Below are 16295 nucleotides of genomic sequence, written 5' to 3'. Positions count from 1 at the left end.
ACCCGCCATGACAACAAGCTTGCGACAACAGCTGCGTGCGCGCATCCAGTCGGGCCCTACCTTCTGGATGGCCGGTGCGCAGGACGCCCTCTCGGCCCTGCTGGTGGACCAGTCGGACTTTGACGGCATCTTCACCACGGGGTTTGGCATCTCGGCATCGCTGCTGGGCCAGCCAGACATGGAGGTCTACACACTCAGCGAAAACGTGGGGGTGGTGCACCACATCGTCAACGTGGTGAAAAAGCCTGTGTTTGCCGATGCCGACACCGGCTACGGCAATGTCATCAACGTGGCCCGCACCGTGCGCGAGTTCGAGAAGGCGGGCGTGGCCGCGATCTCGATCGAAGACCAGATCAGCCCCAAGCGCTGCCCGGCGGCGGCGGCGGTAACTCCTGTGGTGTCCATCCCCGATGCCGTGGCGCGCATCAAGGCGGCGGTGGATGCCCGCCAGGACCCGGACTTCCTCATCGTCGCACGCACCGATGTGGCCGACCCCGAGGAGGCCATCGAGCGCGCCGTGCGCTTTGCGGAGGCGGGGGCGGACCTGATCCAGCCTATCTCGCGCACTTTCAAGGGCTATGAAGACCTGGTGCGCTTGCGCAATGCCTCGGGCCGCCGCCTGTCGCTGCAGCTCATGCAGGGGCTGTGGATGTCGCGCCTGACGCGGTCGCAGATCGAAGAGGTGGCGGCTTTTGCGACTTATCCGGTGGTCACGCTGATGAGCACGGTGCACGCCTTGCAGAAGAACCTGGCCACGCTGTCGGCCCGCCGCACGGGCGATGTGGACGGCTTGCCCTGCGGACAGACCAGCATGGCCGACTTCAAGGAAGTGATCGGCTGGAAGGCGATGGAAGAGCGCCAGGCGCACTACGAAACGGCTTGATCGTCCCTGAAGGCTTTCACCACAAAAAACAAAGGCCAGTGCCCATGGGGCACTGGCCTTTGTCGCTTTTTCAGGGGCTTACTGGATCAATCGCGCGTGGCGCGGCGTTGTACGGCGGCGATGTAGGCGTTGCCATCAGGCGGTCGGCCGGAGCGCTGGCTTTCCCACAGCATCTCGCCCAGGCAGTCCATGGCGGCGTGGTGGGCATCGTGCAGCGAGTCGAGCCGCGCCGTCAGCAGCTCCACCGCCTGGCGGATGCCACGGGGCTGGTCGATGCTGCATTGCTCGCTGATCGACAGGTGCATCGACAGGTGCAGAAACGGATTGGTCTGGCCCGGTGTTTCGTCGTAGTTGCGGGCCACGGCAGCATCGGCGTCGGACAGGTCGGCGTGGTACTCGGGGTGCTCGGCGATCCACAGGCTGGCCAGCGTCTCGATGGCTTCCATGGGGGCGCCGCTCTGGGTCTTGGCGTGCACACCACACAGAAAGCGGCGCACATCGGCTTGGGAGGGGCTGAACATGGGGCGTGAGGGTAGCACGCAGGGCAAGGGCCTGGCGTCAGAGGGGAGGCGGGGGAGGTGATGCGGATTGCGCCCGGCCGCTACATCGCGCCGGGGCGGCGTCCTACGCAGGCTGTGCGCCGGCGCACCTACATTGGGCTGGCGCAAGGGTCGGGAGCCGGGTCCACTTTGCTGCAGTCCTCCAAACCCGGCATCGGGAGAAGTGTCATGAATGCAATGCGAATCGTTGGTGTGCTGTTGTTGGTGGTGGGCCTTGCCGGGTTTCTGACCGGGGGGTTTAGCTTTACCAAGGACACCACCCAGGCCAAGATCGGTCCGCTGGAGTTGACCGTGAAAGAAAAGGAATCCGTGAATATCCCCCAATGGTTGAGCCTGGGCGCGATGGTTCTCGGCGGCGTGGTGCTGGTGCTCGGCTTTCGCAAGAACTGATTTCATCCACCGTGGCGAGTGACGGGTGTTGCGGCTCCGGTTCTCGCCCTATCCACGTAAGACGGAAATCGGAGCTTTAGCACCGGCCGCTCGTTGCGGTGGGTGATCTCTGGTGCCGGTTGCCGACAGCCGTTATCTGTCACCCCCTCGGCGCCCCCATCATGCGCGAGATGGTCCGGGCCGCGCTCAGCAGTGCGGGCAGCAGGCTCTCCTGCATCACCGCCGCACTCGTGCGATTGGCCTGACCGCTGATGTTGAGCGCTGCCACCGTCTGCCCCGTACGGTTGGTCAGCGGCGCAGCAATCGATATCAATCCCTCTTCCAGTTCCTGGTTCACCAGGCACCAGCCCTGCTGCCGCGCTTGGCGGATGTGGGCCAGCAGTGCATCCACATCGGTGGTGGTGTGTTCGGTAAAACGCTGCATGGGGTGGCCTTGCAGCCGGGCCTGCAGTTCGTCGTCCGGCAACCCGGCCAGCAGCATGCGGCCCATGGACGTCCAGCACGCGGGCAGGCGCGAGCCCACGCCCAGCGTGGTGCGCATGATCTTGTGGGTGGGCACGCGCAGCACATAGACGATGTCCAGGCCGTCGAGCACGGCGGCCGATGACGACTCGCGCACCTCTTCCACCAAGTCTTCCATCACCGGCTCGGCCAGGTTCCAGATGGGCAGCGAGGACAGGTACGCAAACCCCAAATCCAGAATGCGCGGGCTCAGGCGAAACAGCTTGCCGTCCGTCTCCACATAACCCAGCGTCTGCAGCGTGAGCAGGATGCGGCGCGCACCGGCGCGCGTGAGGCCTGTCTGCGCGGCGACTTCACTCAAGGTTTGCTGCGGCGTGGCCGTGCTGAACGAGCGGATCACCTCCAGCCCGCGCGCGAACGACTGCACATAGCTGTCGCTCGGTTTGGGGTCTTTGGCTTCAGGGGTTTGGGAATTCATACGTATGCCAACTATAATTCTTTAAGCGAACATTTGTTCTATATACGAACAAATTTCAAAGAGACAACAGAGAAACCAAGAAAGCGTTGCAATGATCAACAAACTGGCGGACTCGGTGGCCCAGGCCCTTGCGGGGGTAAAGGATGGTGCCACGGTGTTGATAGGTGGGTTCGGCACGGCCGGCATTCCGGGCGAGCTGATCGATGGCCTCATCGCCCAGGGGGCGCGTGACCTCACGGTGGTCAACAACAACGCAGGCAATGCGGACCAGGGCCTGGCCGCGCTGCTCAAGGCCGGGCAGGTGCGCAAGATCATCTGCAGCTTTCCGCGCCAGGTGGACAGCCATGTGTTCGATGACCTGTACCGCAGCGGCAAGCTGGAGCTGGAACTGGTGCCCCAGGGCAATCTGGCCGAGCGCCTGCGTGCTGCGGGCGCGGGCATCGGCGCCTTTTTCTGTCCCACGGCCTATGGCACCGAATTGGCTGCAGGCAAGGAAACGCGCGAGATCAACGGCAAACACTACGTGCTCGAACACCCCATCCACGGCGATGTGGCCCTGGTCAAGGCCGAGAAGGGCGACCGCTGGGGCAACCTCACCTACCGCATGTCGGCGCGCAACTTTGGCCCCGTGATGGCCACGGCTGCCAAGACCACGATTGCCACCGTGCACGAGGTGGTGGAGCTGGGCGCGCTGGACCCGGAAGCCATCGTCACCCCGGGCATCTATGTGACGCATGTGGTGAAGATCGACCGCACAGCCACGCAGGCGGGCGGATTCAAGAAATTCGCGTGATATCGGCCCCAGGCGCAGAAAGAATAAGCATGAGCAGCTATCAAAAGCGTAGTAAAGACGAGCTGGCGAAACGCGTGGCGCAAGACATCCACGACGGCGCCTACGTCAACCTGGGCATCGGCCAGCCGACCCTGGTGGCCAACCACATCCCGGCAGGCCGCGAGGTCATCCTGCAAAGCGAAAACGGCATCCTGGGCATGGGCCCTGCGCCCGCTGCGGGGCTGGAGGACTATGACCTGATCAACGCGGGCAAGCAGCCCGTCACGCTGCTGCCCGGCGGTGCGTACTTCCACCACGCCGACAGCTTCGCGATGATGCGCGGCGGGCACCTCGACATCTGCGTGCTGGGCGCCTTCCAGGTCAGCGCCACGGGCGACCTGGCCAATTGGAGCACGGGCGAGCCCGGCGCCATCCCCGCCGTGGGCGGCGCGATGGACCTGGCCATCGGCGCCAAGCAGACCTGGGTGATGATGGATCTGCTGACCAAGCAGGGCGCGAGCAAGATCGTGACGCAGTGCACCTACCCGCTCACCGGTGTCGCGTGCGTGAAGCGCATCTACACCGATCTGTGCACACTGGCCTGCACGCCCACCGGGCTGCAGCTTATCGACACCGTGCCCGGCCTGACGGTGGCCGAGCTGGAGCAACTGGTGGGCCTGCCCATCCGACCCGCCGCCTGAACGAATCCACCCCCCAAGCAACGAGGAGACAAAACCATGAGCACACAACGCCAAGCCTTCATCTGCGACGCCATCCGCACCCCCTTTGGCCGCTACGGCGGCGCGCTCTCCAGCGTGCGCACCGACGACCTGGGTGCCATCCCCATCAAGGCGCTGATGGAGCGCAACCCCGGCGTGGACTGGGCGGCCGTGACCGACGTGCTCTACGGCTGCGCCAACCAGGCCGGTGAAGACAACCGCAACGTGGCCCACATGAGCAGCCTGCTGGCGGGCCTGCCCATCGAAGTGGCCGGCGCCACCATCAACCGCCTGTGCGGTTCGGGGCTCGATGCCGTGGGCACCGCAGCGCGCGCGATCAAGGCGGGCGAGGCAGGTCTGATGATCGCGGGCGGTGTGGAGAGCATGAGCCGCGCCCCCTTCGTCATGCCCAAGGCAGAGTCGGCCTTCAGCCGTAACAACGCGGTGTATGACACGACGATTGGCTGGCGCTTTGTCAACAAGCTGATGAAGGAAAAGTACGGTGTGGACTCCATGCCCGAAACCGCCGAGAACGTGGCGACGGACTTCAAGATTGAGCGCGAAGCCCAGGACCAGATGGCCCTGCGCAGCCAGCTCAACGCCGTGGCCGCCATCAAGGCCGGCCATCTGGCGCGCGAGATCGTGCCGGTGCACATCCCGCAAAAGAAGGGCGACGCGATCATCGTGAGCCAGGACGAGCACCCGCGTGAGACCAGCATCGAAGCGCTGGCCAAGCTCAAGGGCGTGGTGCGGCCCGATGGCACGGTGACGGCGGGCAACGCCAGCGGCGTGAACGACGGCGCCTGTGCGCTGCTGCTGGCCGATGAAGCCAATGCTGCCAAATATGGCCTCAAGCCCCGCGCCCGCGTGGTGGGCATGGCCGTAGCCGGTGTGGCGCCGCGCATCATGGGCTTTGGCCCCACGCCTGCCACCCTGAAGGTGCTGGCGCAGACGGGCCTGACCATCGACCACATGGACGTGATCGAACTGAACGAAGCCTTTGCCGCGCAAGGCCTGGCCGTGCTGCGCGCGCTGGGCCTCAAGGACGACGATGCCCGCGTGAACGCCTGGGGCGGCGCCATCGCGCTGGGCCACCCGCTAGGCGCCAGCGGCGCGCGCCTGGTCACCACTGCCGTCAACCGCCTGCACGAACACGCCGGGAAGTACGCGCTGTGCACCATGTGCATCGGCGTGGGTCAGGGCATTGCCGTGATCCTGGAGCGCGTGTGACCGTGATTGAACGCAACCCGACACCGGTCACCGTCATCACGGGTGCCAGCAACGGCATCGGCCGCGCGATTGCCGAAGCCGTGCTGTCCCAGGGCCACGCCGTGGTCAACCTGGACTACGTGCTGCCCACCTGGAGCCACCCGCAACTCACCTCGTACCAGGGCGACCTGACCGACGAAGCCTCGACCCGTGAGCGCGCTGCCGAGATTGCGGCCAAGCACAACGTCACGGCGCTGGTGAACAACGCGGGTGCCACGCGCCCCGGCACCATTGACACCGCGACCACCTCGCAGCTGGATGACGTGGTTGGCCTGCACCTGCGTGCGCCCATGCTGCTGGTGCAGGCTTTTCTGCCCACGCTGCGCGCCAGCGGGCAGGGCCGCATCGTCAACATGTCGTCGCGCGCCGCTTTGGGTAAGGGCGAGCGCATCGTCTACTCCGCTACCAAGGCTGGAATGATCGGCATGACACGCACGCTGGCCATGGAGCTGGGGCGTGACGGCATCACCGTCAACGCCATCGGCCCTGGGCCCATCGCCACCGAGCTGTTCCGCCAGAGCAACCCCGACGGTGCGCCGCAAACGCAGCGCATCCTGAGCAGCATTGCCGTGGGCCGCATGGGCACGCCCGATGACGTGGCGCGTGCAGCGCTGTTTTTCCTCTCGCCCGACAACGGTTTCGTGACCGGGCAGGTGTTGTACGTGTGCGGAGGCACCACGCTGGGAGTGGCGCCTGTCTAGCAACCTGAACTGATCTTCCTTGCCGCCCCGCAAGGGGCACCCCCCGTTCTCGTCCGGAGGCCTCGGCGCCCGGTTGAGGCCACGGCGCGGCCAGACGCGGGCCCACGCGGCGCTGGTGGCACCGACCCATTCATTCATCCACCTTCTTGAAGGAGACAAACCATGACCCGTTCCATCCACGCCACCCGCCGCTTCGCGCTGTCGGCCGCTGCAGTCACCGCCCTCGCTGGTATCGGCCTGCTGGGCAGCAGTGCTGCGCTCGCCCAGGCTTATCCGACCAAGCCCGTCACTATCGTCGTGCCCTTTGCAGCAGGTGGCACCACCGACATCCTGGCCCGCATCATTGGCCAGGCGCTGACCGCGGAGCTGGGCCAGTCGGTCATCGTGGACAACCGCGCGGGCGCGGGCGGCAACATCGGCGGGGCCATGGCGGCCAAGGCCCCGGCAGATGGCTACACACTCTTCATGGGCACCGTGGGCACCCACGCCATCAACGCCAGCCTGTACAAGAAGATGCCGTTCGACCCCATCAAGGACTTTGCACCACTGACGCGCGTGGCCAACGTGCCGAACCTGCTGGTGGCCAACCCGGCACAGCCCTACAAGACGGTGAAGGAGCTGATCGCCTACGCGAAGGCCAACCCCGGCAAGGTCAACTTTGGCTCCTCGGGCAACGGCAGCTCCATCCACCTGTCGGGCGAGCTGTTCAAGAGCCTGGCCAAGGTGGACATGGTGCATGTGCCCTACAAGGGCAGCGCACCCGCTGTGACCGACCTGCTGGGCAACCAGATCGGCATCATGTTCGACAACATGCCCTCGGCCATTCAACACGTGCGCAGTGGCAAGCTGGTGCCCATTGCCGTGACCACGGCCAAGCGCTCGCCCGAGTTGCCCAATGTGCCGACCATCGCCGAAGCCGGCGTGCCCGGCTATGAAGCCACCTCGTGGTTTGGCATGTTTGCGCCCGCCGGAACGCCTGCGCCGGTGCTGGCCAAGCTCAATACCGCACTGGTGAAGGTGCTGAACCAGGCCGAGGTGAAGAAGAAGATCAACGAGCAGGGTGCCGAGACGTACAGCGAAACGCCCGAGCAGTTTGCTGCCTTCATCCAGGCCGAGTCCGTCAAGTGGGGCAAGGTCGTGAAGGAGTCTGGGGCGAGCCTGGACTAAGCGCAGTCGAGATTTTTGCGGCTACCAGATTGATAGCTGCTACCGCTCATGCATCGGGCGGTAGCAGCTATTTTCGTTTCACATTCGGGTCGGCGGGATCACTGCACCCGGTACACACGCCCCGTCTGCGCGCCTTCCACGCTGCGCTGGTAGGCCAGCGCCGCGCGTGCGGCGGGCACCGGCTCGAACCCCGGGAAGAACGGCCCGTAGCTGCCCATCGACTCGGTCAGCACCGTGGGGCTGATGGCGTTGATGCGCAGGCCGCGCGGCAGCTCGATGGCGGCGGCAGCCACAAAACCTTCGATGGCCGCGTTCACGGCCGTGGCGCTGGCGCCGTTGCGGATGGGCTCAATCGACAGGATGCCCGCCGTCAGAGTGATGGAGCCGCCATCGTTCAAATACTTCTGGCCGACCAGCGCCAGCTGCACCTGGCCCAGCAATTTGTCCTGCAGGCCCAGGTTGAACTGCTCGGCCGTCATTTCCGCCAGCGGGCCAAAGTGCAGGTTGCCTGCGGTGCTCACGATGGCATCAACTTTGCCCACGGCCTCGAACAGTTGGGCAACCGCGCCTGGCTGCGAGAAGTCCGCACGGTGCGTGCCGCTGCTGCGGCCCACGGTGATCACGTCGTGGCGTGCGCCGAGGTTGGCCAGCACGGCCTGGCCGATGGTGCCGCTCGCGCCGATGAGAAGAATCTTGGACATGGTGTTTTCCTTGGGTGTCAAAAAGGGTTGATGAGGAACTGACAGCCCGATTCTTTTACTAATCAATCGGAATATAAAGTACATGCAAGTTATGCTTGTGCTAACCATTGATTAGGAATTGAGGGAGTTGTCATGGACAAGCTGCGCAATATGGAAGTCATGGTGGCCGTGGTGGAGGCCGGCAGCTTTGCCGCTGCCGCGCGCCAGCTGCAGATCTCCGCCGTGATGGTGGGCAAGCACATCCAGCAGCTGGAGAACCACCTGGGCGCGCGCCTGTTCCAGCGCAGCACGCGCCAGAACAGCCTGACCGAGGTGGGCGCCGCGTTCTACGACGACAGCAAACGTGTGCTGGAGCAGGTGCGCTGGGCCGAGTCCGCCGTGGAGCGCAGCCGCGCCGTGCCGCAGGGCCTGCTGCGGGTGAGCGCGCCCTTCACGCTGGGCAACCACGTGATCGCGCCGCTGGTGGCCGACTTTCTGCAGCGCCACGACCAGGTGCGTGTGGACCTGCAGCTCACCGACAGCGTGGTGGACCTGGCAGGCGAGGGCTTTGACGTGGCCGTGCGCATTGGCCAGGTGGTGAACGAGGGCCTGGTGGCGCGCCCGCTGCGCCCCTACCGCATGGTGATTGCTGCCGCACCCGCGTACCTGCAGCGCCACGGCACGCCCGAACGCGCGGCCGACCTGGCGCGCCACCAGTGCCTCAGCCACTCGGTGTGGCAGCGCCGGGTGGAATGGACATTGCGCGACGGCAACGAGGATTTCTTCTGGCCCGAGAACGCGCGCTTTGTGTGCAACCAGGGCGATGGCCTGCGCCAGGCGGCGTTGCGCGGCCTGGGCCTGATCATGCAACCCGAGGTGCTACTGGCCGACGACCTGGCCAGTGGCGTGCTGGTGCCGGTGATGCAGCACTGCCTGCCCGTGCCGCGCCCGATGCACCTGGTGTATGCGCCCGACCGGCGGCAACTGCCCAAGCTGGCGCGGTTTGTGGAGCATGTGGTGGGCGCGCTGGGCGCAGCCTGAGTGCTGCGGGTCAGGCTTGTGCGCCGGGGCGTGCAGCTGGAGACCTGGGGCCTTGGGCGTGATGCCCAGGGTCGCTCACTCCACGGCGTCGCGGGGCGCCACGGGCCCGATCTTGAACACGCCGCTCACCCGCGCGCAGGGCACGCCATCAGCTGTGACCAGCCCTTGCGCAAACACCAGCGAGCGTGTGATGCGCAGCGGCTCGGCCTCGCCCTCCACCCAGGCGCCCAGCGGGGCGGGGGCCAGGTAGTCGATCTGCAGGCTGATGGTGGGCAAGAAGCGGTCCGACACCTGGTCGCTTTTGCGGTGTACCGACAGCGGCACCAGCATGTCGCAGAACGTGGCCATCATGCCGCCGTGCAGGTTGCCCATGGGGTTGGTGTGGCGCGGCTCTACGCGAAAGCCGAACTTCACCACGTTGCCCTGGTGCAGCACATACAGCGGGCCGTTGTGCTGGATGTAAGGGCCCCCGGCCACCAGCGGCGCAAAACCTGCGGGGATGGGGGCGGTGGTGGCGTTCTCGGGGGCGTGCGTCATCAGCGGGCTTCCTTTTCAATGTCGTTGGCAAAACTGGCGTCCTGCAGGCTGCTGCGGGTGGCGTCACCCTGCAGCCAGCCGCCGTACACCGTGCGAAAGTCGGCCACGATCTGCGCGAGCGGCATGTCGTCAAACGCGCCGCGCTGGTGCACGTATTCCATGTGGCGTGCGCCCGACCGGTCGAACGGGTGGTAGATGGAATCGTTCTCGCCGTCGAACTCCAGCGGCAGCAGGCCAAAGCGCTCGCACAGCTCGATGTTGAAGGCGGGTGTGGCCTTGCGCCAGGCGCCATCCAGCCAGATGTCGGTATAGCCATGCCAGATGAAGAGGTCGGTCTTCATGGTCTCGCGCATGCGCTCGGTGCTCAGGTGGTTGCGCACATCGGCAAATCCCATGCGCGCCGGGATGCCCGCCGCACGGCATGCGGCCGTCAGCAGCGCGGCCTTGGGCACGCACCAGCCATAGCCGTTGGCCAGCACGGTGCTGGCCGTCATGCCCTGGGGCGACAGGTCGATGCGGTAGGGGTCGTAGCGGAAACCATCGCGCACGGCCAGGTACAGGGCCACCGCGCGTTCGCGGTCGGTGGCGCCACGCGCGTGTTGGGCAGCAAAGGCCTGGATCGAAGGTGCGTCGCTGTCGATAAGGGCCGTGGCACGCAGGTGTGCGGGCGTGGGTGCGGTGGTCATTGTTGTGTGTCTCCTGCAGTCGGACGGAGGCCAGTGTGCGGGCCTCGGGCACCCGATGCTGTCACAGGTGCGCCAGCCTTGCTGCGCCAGGGCTGGATGCCTTGGTCACACCCGCCATGCGGGCAGCTCCCAGTTGCGCCACACCGCCAGCCCGCGCAGCCCGGCGGTGAGCAGCACGCAGACCACCAGCGGCGCCCAGTCGGGAGCCTGCATCTGGCGCAGGGCCACGTCGGCCCAGCCGCCCGCAAACGCGCACAGCGCATAGGGGCGGTGGTCGCTGAAGGCCTGGGGCACCTCGTTGCACAGCACGTCGCGCAGCACACCGCCAAACACGCCGGTGGTCACGCCCATCATCACGCTGATGATGGGTGGCATGCCGACGGCGGTGGCAATGTCAACGCCCACAGCGGCAAACAGGCCCAGGCCGATGGCGTCGGGCAGCAGCATGGCGCGCTCGGTGGGCTCAAAGTGCCGTTGGCGCATGAACAGCATGGCGCCGATGCACAGCGCCAGAATGCCCCACACAAACTCGGTGTGGCGAATCCAGAAAAAGGGCCGCTGGTCCAGCAGCAAATCGCGCAGCGTGCCCCCGCCAAACGCGGCCACGAAGGCCACCACACACACGCCCACGGCATCCAGCCGCTTGCGCGCGGCGGCCATCACGCCCGACAGTGCGAAAGCCACGGTGGCGGCCACTTCCAGCACAAAGCGCAGGGTGTGCACCCAGGGGGCGTTGATGATCAGTGAATCCATGGCGACGATTGTGCCGTGGTCGCTGGCGATTCCATGGGGGGTTAATTGCTATCTATTTGATAGCTATTGAGGTATGAATCAGTAGCGCTTGAGCGCATTTTTAGCAAAAAATGTGCAGATGGGCGTTGTGTATGCCCGGTGGGCTCCGTCAGGTCCCGGTGCAGCACTCGTCTGCGTCCACTCAGCGCAGCAGGCCCTCGCCCAATGCGCAGGCCACCAGCGCCAGCACACATCCGCCCAGGCCCAGTCCCCCCAGCCGCAGTGCCCAGCGCTGGCTGGCCTGGGGCCACAGGTTCATGGCCAGCACCAGCAACCAGCCCAGCACCATCCATGCGGCCAGCACCAGGGCCACACCGGCGACCCAGCCAGCAGCCAGGCTGGCGGTGGTGGTCTGCAACAGCAAGGTGCCCAGCGCCACCGCCTTGGCGCGCCATCGCGCCGCCCCCGTGGGTGTGTCATCGCCCCACGCACGGGTGGGCACTGTGCGGGCCCAGCAGGCCAGTGCCACCAGCGAGGCCAAGGCGGCGGCAATGCCCAGCAGTTCGTTCATGCGGTCTCCGAGGGCTGTGGGTGGCGCGGGGTGTGACGGGTGCGGCTGCGATGGCCCAGGCCCCGGGCCCCCAGCCGGTGGTGCAGCGGCCGCACGCTGCTGCAGGCTGCTGCCGTGCAGAGCATGGCAGCCACCCAGCCTTGCTGCAGCCCGGCCTTGGCTGCCAGGCCGGCACAGGCCAGCCCTGCCAGCAGCCACAGCAGGGCGCTGGTGCGGGGCGCCCAGGTGCGCACCGTGGCCGCAGGCAACCCGACAAAAAACGACAGCAGCAGGCCCAGCATGCCGGCCGATCGAGCGGGCTCAACCGCCACGATGTGCGCCAGACGGAATGACTCCACCGCCAGCGCCGCGCAAAGCCAGAAGGGCAGGTGCGCCAGCGGTGCCAACGGCCAGGGGCGGCCCGTGTGGGACACCACATGCCGTGGTGCCGCCGGGATGACAGCAATGGACGGGCGGCTCCCCCGGCGCCGATGAACCTGCTGCACCCGCTGCGGGCCCATGAACGCCGCCACGCCCGCACAGGCCAGACCCGTGGCCGCAAGGCCCAGGGCCATGGCCGGTGCCAGGGCGCTACCGAGTGCCAGGCCGGTGAGCGCCGCCACAGCCAACAGCGCCCCGGTGCTGCCCAGCGCCACCCGCCACAGCGCCAGCGTGCGCAGCGCCCACGCGGCCAGGGCCGACATCAGCAGCCACACGGCAATGAGCACCCACACCGTCCACACGGGCCGCTGCGCCAGCGGGGCCAAGCCCGCAGGTCCCCACAGGTGTACGAACACCGCCACGAGGAGCGCGGCGGGCACGGTGGCATGCAGGGCCAGAAAGAAACGTTGCATGGTGGGTGTGGTGTGGAAGGGGGGGCTGGTGCCCGTCAGCCCGCCGCGATGGCGTTGCCTGCGGACGCCGGATGTGCCGCGTCGGCCTCGCGCCTGCGCTGCTGGCGCGCATCCAGCCAGATCAGCGTGCCCGAGATCGACAAAAACGCCGGGGTCATGCCCAGAAAAAAATACAGCCACTTGAGCGCCAGCCCGCCAAAGTCGCCAAAGTGCAGTGGCTCCATCAGGCTGTTGACCAGCGACCAGAAGCCCGCCGTGCGTGGGTCGTGCACCTTCTTGGGAACGCCCGTGACGGCATGGATGTCCACCCGCGCGGTGCTGGCCAGGTGGCCGCTCAGGTTGCCGGTGAAACCTGCCTCGGCGGTGCCCGTGCCCCAGCGGCGCAGCGACACATAGCGCGCCTCCAGCCCCGGCACGGCCTGCTGTGCGGTGGCATACATCGCATCCAGCGACTGCATGGGCGCAGGCTCGCTGCCCTCGGCCTTGCGCACGGGCTGAGAGGGCGCCATTGCGGCAGGGGTGGTGATGAACTTGTAGCCCTGCTCGAACAGCGGCGCCAGGCCCATCCACGCGCCGGTGGTGGCGATCAGGATGTGAAAGCCCAGCCCCCAGATGCCGGCGGACTTGTGCAGGTCCGACATCACCACGCGAAAGCTGCGGCCCCAGCGCTGGGTGAACAGCTCGGCCAGGATCTTGCGGTGGATGACGATGCCGGTGGCAATCAGCACCAGCATCGCCGCGCCGAGGAACCCCACGATCCAGCGCGGCCCGAAGAACAAAAACACATGCAGCATGCGCAGGTACTGGCCGAGCTGGCTGTCCACCGGGCCCACCACCGTGCCGGTGTCGGAGCGCAAGGCCACCTTGGTGCGGGCGTTGGCAGGCGCGCCGCGCTCGCGCACGAACGCGAAGTAGCTGGGGTTGACGGCATCGGGCAGCGCGATGGTCTCCACCGTCGCGCTTGGGTAGCGGGTCTGCAGCTGCGTGAGCACCGCGTCGAGCGAGGCCGGCTTTTCGGAGCGTGGCAGCTTGGCCAGTGAAGGGTTGGCCCAGAGGTCGATCTCGTTCTTGAACACCACCACCGCGCCCGAAAAGCACACGATGAACAGCAGCAACCCCGTGACGATGCCCGCCCAGGAGTGCAGGGTGAAGAGGCGGTTGAGCGTGCGCTGGCTGGTCATGGCGTGTGGGCGGCGGGGTAGGGGCGCTGCGTCAGAAGAAGTACGTCACACCCAGGCTGAAGCTGCGGGGCAATGCAGGCGAGACCACGTTGGCGTTGATCGCGCCGTCGTAGTACGCCTTGTTGAACACGTTCTTCACGCCCGCCGTCACGCGGTAGTTCTCGCCCATGTAGCTGACGGACGCATCGGCCACAAAGTACGGCGGCAGCGTGAAAGGGTACGAGCCGATCTGCTCGCTCACATAACGTCCGCCCAGGCCCAGCGTCACCCGCTGGTACTGCGGCAGTTTGTAGGTGGCCCAGGCCGTGAGCGTGTGGCGCGGCGTGAGGTTGAGCGGCAGGCCCACAATCGCCGCGTTGTTGTCGCGCGTGACCTTGCTTTGTGTGTAGGTGTAGGCGCTGGTGATCTTCCAGCCGTTCTTCAGGTCGGCGCCCAGCTCCAGCTCCAGCCCGCGCGCGCGCTGCTCGCCGGTCTGCACGCTGAAGCCCGTGTTCACCGGGTCGGCGGTGGTCACGTTCTGGCGCACCAGGTCGAACACGGCGAGCGCGCCGGTGATCTGGCCACCGGGGGCCTCGTACTTCACGCCCGCCTCCCACTGCTTGCCGGTTTCGGGCACGAAGTTCGATCCACCAAATGTCAGGCCCGACTGGGGCAGGAAGGACTCGCCATAGCTGCCATACGCGGCCCAGCCCGGCTTGAACTCGTACACCAGGCCGGCCGACAACGTGGTGGCGTTGTCCTTCTGGCGCGTCTGCGTGTTGGCCACGCGGTTGTTGGTGTCGTTGGTGGACCAGTCGCGGCGCAGGCCCACCAGGGCCGTCCAGCCCTGGCCGAACTTGATCTGGTCCTGCGCGTACAGGCCTGCCACGGTGAGCTTGGAAGGCGCATCGCTGGTCAGCGCCTCGGGGCAGGTGGCCTGCATGCCGTACACGGGCGCGAACAGGTCCAGCGCTCCGATGCGGCAGGTGCGGCTGGCCAGCAGGCTGGTGCCGCTGCGCACATCCAGGCCCGTCACCAGCTGGTGCTTTACGCCCAGCGCCTCGAAACGTGACAGCAGCGAGGTGTCGGTGGCCAGCAGGTCGTAGTCCATGTACTGGCGCGAGGCCTGGCGGTTCTGCAGCCGCTGGTTGGCCTGCAATGCCTGGTTGGAGACGAAGTTGCCCGTGCCCTTCTCGGTCTCGTAGCGCACGTTCTGGCGGAAGGTCATGGCATCCGACAGGCGATGCTCCAACGCATAGCCCACGGTGGTGCTTTCCACGTCATACACACCGAAGCTCGGATCGCCCGTGAACATCGTGCGTGACAACGTGCCATTGCGGTTGGGCAGCACCGTGCCGTACGGCGTGATGCCCTGCTGGCGCATCCACTCGCTCTGGCTGTAGGTGGCAAACAGCACCAGGTCGGTCTGCGCGCCCAGGTCGATGGACAGCGAGGGCGCAAACCACCGGTCCTTGCGGTAGACGAACTGCGTGGGGTCGTCGGCGTTGGACACCTGCGCATTGATGCGCAGCGCCGTCTTGCCCGATTCGGACAGCGGCCGGTTGATGTCGGCCTGCAGCGTGCGCTGGCCGAAGCTGCCCACTTCCACACCCACCTCGTTGATCGCCTCCTTCTTGGGCCGCTTGCTCACCGCGTTGACGATGCCGCCCGGCTGCACCTGGCCATAGAGCACCGAGGCCGAGCCCTTGAGCACCTCGAAGCGCTCGTAGCCATAAGGCTGCAGCTTGGCCCACATGCCCGGGCTTTGCACCAGGCCATCGACCAGGATGGACTCGGTGGAGCGAAAGCCCCGGATATTCAGATCGTCAAACCCCCGGCGCCCAAAGTTGACCGGGCTGACCCCCGCCACGGTCTGCAGCGCTTGCTGCACATTGGTGATCTGCCGCGATTCCATCTGCTCGCGCGTGACCACGCTGACCGACTGCGGCGTCTCCAGCCGCCGCATGGGCGCCTTGCTGGCGGTTTGGGCCTCCACGGGTGCAAAGCCCATGTCTTTTTCGGTGCTGGCGTTGATGCGGACTTCTTGGAGCTGGGGGGCGGTAACGCTGTGGGCAGAGGCCGCGGCCTCTGCTGCCGGTGCGTCAGCCTGCTGGGCCATTGCGGCCTGGGCCAGGCAGAGGGCAAGGGGTGTCAGGGCGAACAGACGGGCTTGGCAGACCGAAGGAATGGCATGCGCCAAAGTGCGGGTAGCGCTGGACGCCAGGGCTGCGCGAGAGGGCTGGAAAGGCATGGAGGTCCCGTTGGAGAGTGGGCAAAACGCGGAGTGCACTGGCTCGCGTGATGTCCCGGGACGCTGGCTGGCTGAAGGTGATGGATTGTAATGCGAATGATTATCTTTTGCGACAATGGTGCTGCATTCCTTTGCTCCGGCTTTGGTCGCCTGCGACCGGGCGCCAGCCTTTCTTGGGAATGGCGAATTGGGGCAAACTCCCGGGCTGCTGATCGTTGAGAGGACGTCTGGTGAGACGCTTTGCTGCAGTCTTGGGACTGACACTTGTCCTGGGCCCCGTGCTGTGGGTCACGGCCATGATGCTGTTCCACGACGGCCCTCCACCTGCGTGCAACTTCTACACCGTTCCAGTGACCTTCACCTCCGTGGTGCCCCGGCAGCACCCTCGAGGAGGCAACCGTGT

The 16295-nt window shown here is 66.4% G+C and carries 18 protein-coding genes; 8 read left to right on the top strand and 10 right to left on the bottom strand.

Going from position 1 to position 16295, the window contains the following annotated elements:
• Nucleotides 1-7: 7 nt before the first annotated feature.
• Nucleotides 8-883, top strand: coding sequence for an isocitrate lyase/PEP mutase family protein (locus tag ACTJKQ_RS11240; RefSeq protein ID WP_056066082.1), 876 nt, complete (start codon nt 8-10; stop codon nt 881-883).
• Between the two features lie 86 nt (nt 884-969).
• Here the strand turns inward: ACTJKQ_RS11240 and ACTJKQ_RS11235 are convergent, their stop codons facing one another.
• A complete protein-coding gene (locus tag ACTJKQ_RS11235; protein WP_056066079.1) occupies nt 970-1404 on the bottom strand; it encodes a DUF1841 family protein in 435 nt (144 codons plus the stop codon).
• A gap of 207 nt (nt 1405-1611) precedes the next feature.
• On the opposite strand from ACTJKQ_RS11235, the gene ACTJKQ_RS11230 reads away from it, so the two are divergent.
• Complete coding sequence (locus ACTJKQ_RS11230; RefSeq protein ID WP_199170782.1) at nt 1612-1833, top strand: hypothetical protein; 222 nt, start codon at nt 1612-1614, stop codon at nt 1831-1833.
• Nucleotides 1834-1972: 139 nt separating this feature from the next.
• Here the strand turns inward: ACTJKQ_RS11230 and ACTJKQ_RS11225 are convergent, their stop codons facing one another.
• Nucleotides 1973-2773 carry an IclR family transcriptional regulator domain-containing protein gene (locus tag ACTJKQ_RS11225; protein WP_440596867.1) on the bottom strand — a complete coding sequence of 267 codons (801 nt, stop codon included), beginning with the start codon at nt 2771-2773 and terminating at the stop codon, nt 1973-1975.
• A gap of 91 nt (nt 2774-2864) precedes the next feature.
• Here ACTJKQ_RS11225 and ACTJKQ_RS11220 point away from each other — a divergent pair, with 91 nt between their 5' ends.
• The 5 genes from ACTJKQ_RS11220 (at nt 2865) to ACTJKQ_RS11200 (ending at nt 7401) form a co-directional block, all read left to right on the top strand.
• Nucleotides 2865-3566, top strand: a complete 702-nt coding sequence (locus ACTJKQ_RS11220) for a 3-oxoacid CoA-transferase subunit A (protein ID WP_440596866.1) — start codon at nt 2865-2867, stop codon at nt 3564-3566.
• A gap of 29 nt (nt 3567-3595) precedes the next feature.
• Nucleotides 3596-4246 (top strand): 3-oxoacid CoA-transferase subunit B, encoded by a 651-nt coding sequence (locus tag ACTJKQ_RS11215; protein ID WP_440596865.1) that lies wholly within the window; start codon nt 3596-3598, stop codon nt 4244-4246.
• 36 nt (nt 4247-4282) lie between these two features.
• Nucleotides 4283-5494, top strand: a complete 1212-nt coding sequence (gene pcaF, locus ACTJKQ_RS11210) for a 3-oxoadipyl-CoA thiolase (protein ID WP_440596864.1) — start codon at nt 4283-4285, stop codon at nt 5492-5494.
• Nucleotides 5491-6234, top strand: coding sequence for an SDR family NAD(P)-dependent oxidoreductase (locus tag ACTJKQ_RS11205; protein WP_440596863.1), 744 nt, complete (start codon nt 5491-5493; stop codon nt 6232-6234). The genes pcaF and ACTJKQ_RS11205 overlap by 4 nt, the downstream gene beginning before the upstream one ends.
• Before the next feature lie 162 nt (nt 6235-6396).
• A complete protein-coding gene (locus ACTJKQ_RS11200) occupies nt 6397-7401 on the top strand; it encodes a Bug family tripartite tricarboxylate transporter substrate binding protein (protein WP_440596862.1) in 1005 nt (334 codons plus the stop codon).
• Between the two features lie 98 nt (nt 7402-7499).
• Here ACTJKQ_RS11200 and ACTJKQ_RS11195 read toward each other — a convergent pair whose 3' ends face one another.
• Nucleotides 7500-8102, bottom strand: a complete 603-nt coding sequence (locus ACTJKQ_RS11195; RefSeq protein WP_440596861.1) for a short chain dehydrogenase — start codon at nt 8100-8102, stop codon at nt 7500-7502.
• Between the two features lie 132 nt (nt 8103-8234).
• On the opposite strand from ACTJKQ_RS11195, the gene ACTJKQ_RS11190 reads away from it, so the two are divergent.
• Nucleotides 8235-9122 (top strand): LysR family transcriptional regulator, encoded by an 888-nt coding sequence (locus ACTJKQ_RS11190; protein WP_440596860.1) that lies wholly within the window; start codon nt 8235-8237, stop codon nt 9120-9122.
• Between the two features lie 75 nt (nt 9123-9197).
• On the opposite strand, the gene ACTJKQ_RS11185 is transcribed toward ACTJKQ_RS11190, so the two are convergent.
• From ACTJKQ_RS11185 to ACTJKQ_RS11155, 7 genes are all read right to left on the bottom strand, one after another.
• Nucleotides 9198-9659 carry a PaaI family thioesterase gene (locus ACTJKQ_RS11185; protein ID WP_110960151.1) on the bottom strand — a complete coding sequence of 154 codons (462 nt, stop codon included), beginning with the start codon at nt 9657-9659 and terminating at the stop codon, nt 9198-9200.
• Nucleotides 9659-10345 carry a transglutaminase-like domain-containing protein gene (locus tag ACTJKQ_RS11180; RefSeq protein ID WP_440596859.1) on the bottom strand — a complete coding sequence of 229 codons (687 nt, stop codon included), beginning with the start codon at nt 10343-10345 and terminating at the stop codon, nt 9659-9661. The genes ACTJKQ_RS11185 and ACTJKQ_RS11180 overlap by 1 nt, the downstream gene beginning before the upstream one ends.
• A 105-nt stretch (nt 10346-10450) precedes the next feature.
• A complete protein-coding gene (locus ACTJKQ_RS11175; protein ID WP_056066046.1) occupies nt 10451-11098 on the bottom strand; it encodes a trimeric intracellular cation channel family protein in 648 nt (215 codons plus the stop codon).
• A gap of 181 nt (nt 11099-11279) precedes the next feature.
• Nucleotides 11280-11648 carry a hypothetical protein gene (locus ACTJKQ_RS11170; protein WP_260668341.1) on the bottom strand — a complete coding sequence of 123 codons (369 nt, stop codon included), beginning with the start codon at nt 11646-11648 and terminating at the stop codon, nt 11280-11282.
• Nucleotides 11645-12481: a hypothetical protein gene (locus tag ACTJKQ_RS11165; RefSeq protein WP_440596858.1), complete on the bottom strand. Its 837-nt coding sequence runs from the start codon at nt 12479-12481 to the stop codon at nt 11645-11647. Before ACTJKQ_RS11165 ends, ACTJKQ_RS11170 begins: the two co-directional genes overlap by 4 nt.
• A gap of 35 nt (nt 12482-12516) precedes the next feature.
• Complete coding sequence (locus ACTJKQ_RS11160; RefSeq protein ID WP_440596857.1) at nt 12517-13662, bottom strand: PepSY-associated TM helix domain-containing protein; 1146 nt, start codon at nt 13660-13662, stop codon at nt 12517-12519.
• 31 nt (nt 13663-13693) lie between these two features.
• Nucleotides 13694-15760 (bottom strand): TonB-dependent siderophore receptor, encoded by a 2067-nt coding sequence (locus tag ACTJKQ_RS11155; RefSeq protein ID WP_440596916.1) that lies wholly within the window; start codon nt 15758-15760, stop codon nt 13694-13696.
• Nucleotides 15761-16295 lie beyond the last annotated feature (535 nt).

The sequence above is a fragment of the Acidovorax sp. 22279 genome (assembly GCF_052045435.1).
GTDB lineage: Bacteria > Pseudomonadota > Gammaproteobacteria > Burkholderiales > Burkholderiaceae_C > Acidovorax > Acidovorax delafieldii.
The sequence above is the reverse complement of the archived record's forward strand: the minus strand, read 5'-3'. Positions and strand labels throughout refer to the sequence as shown.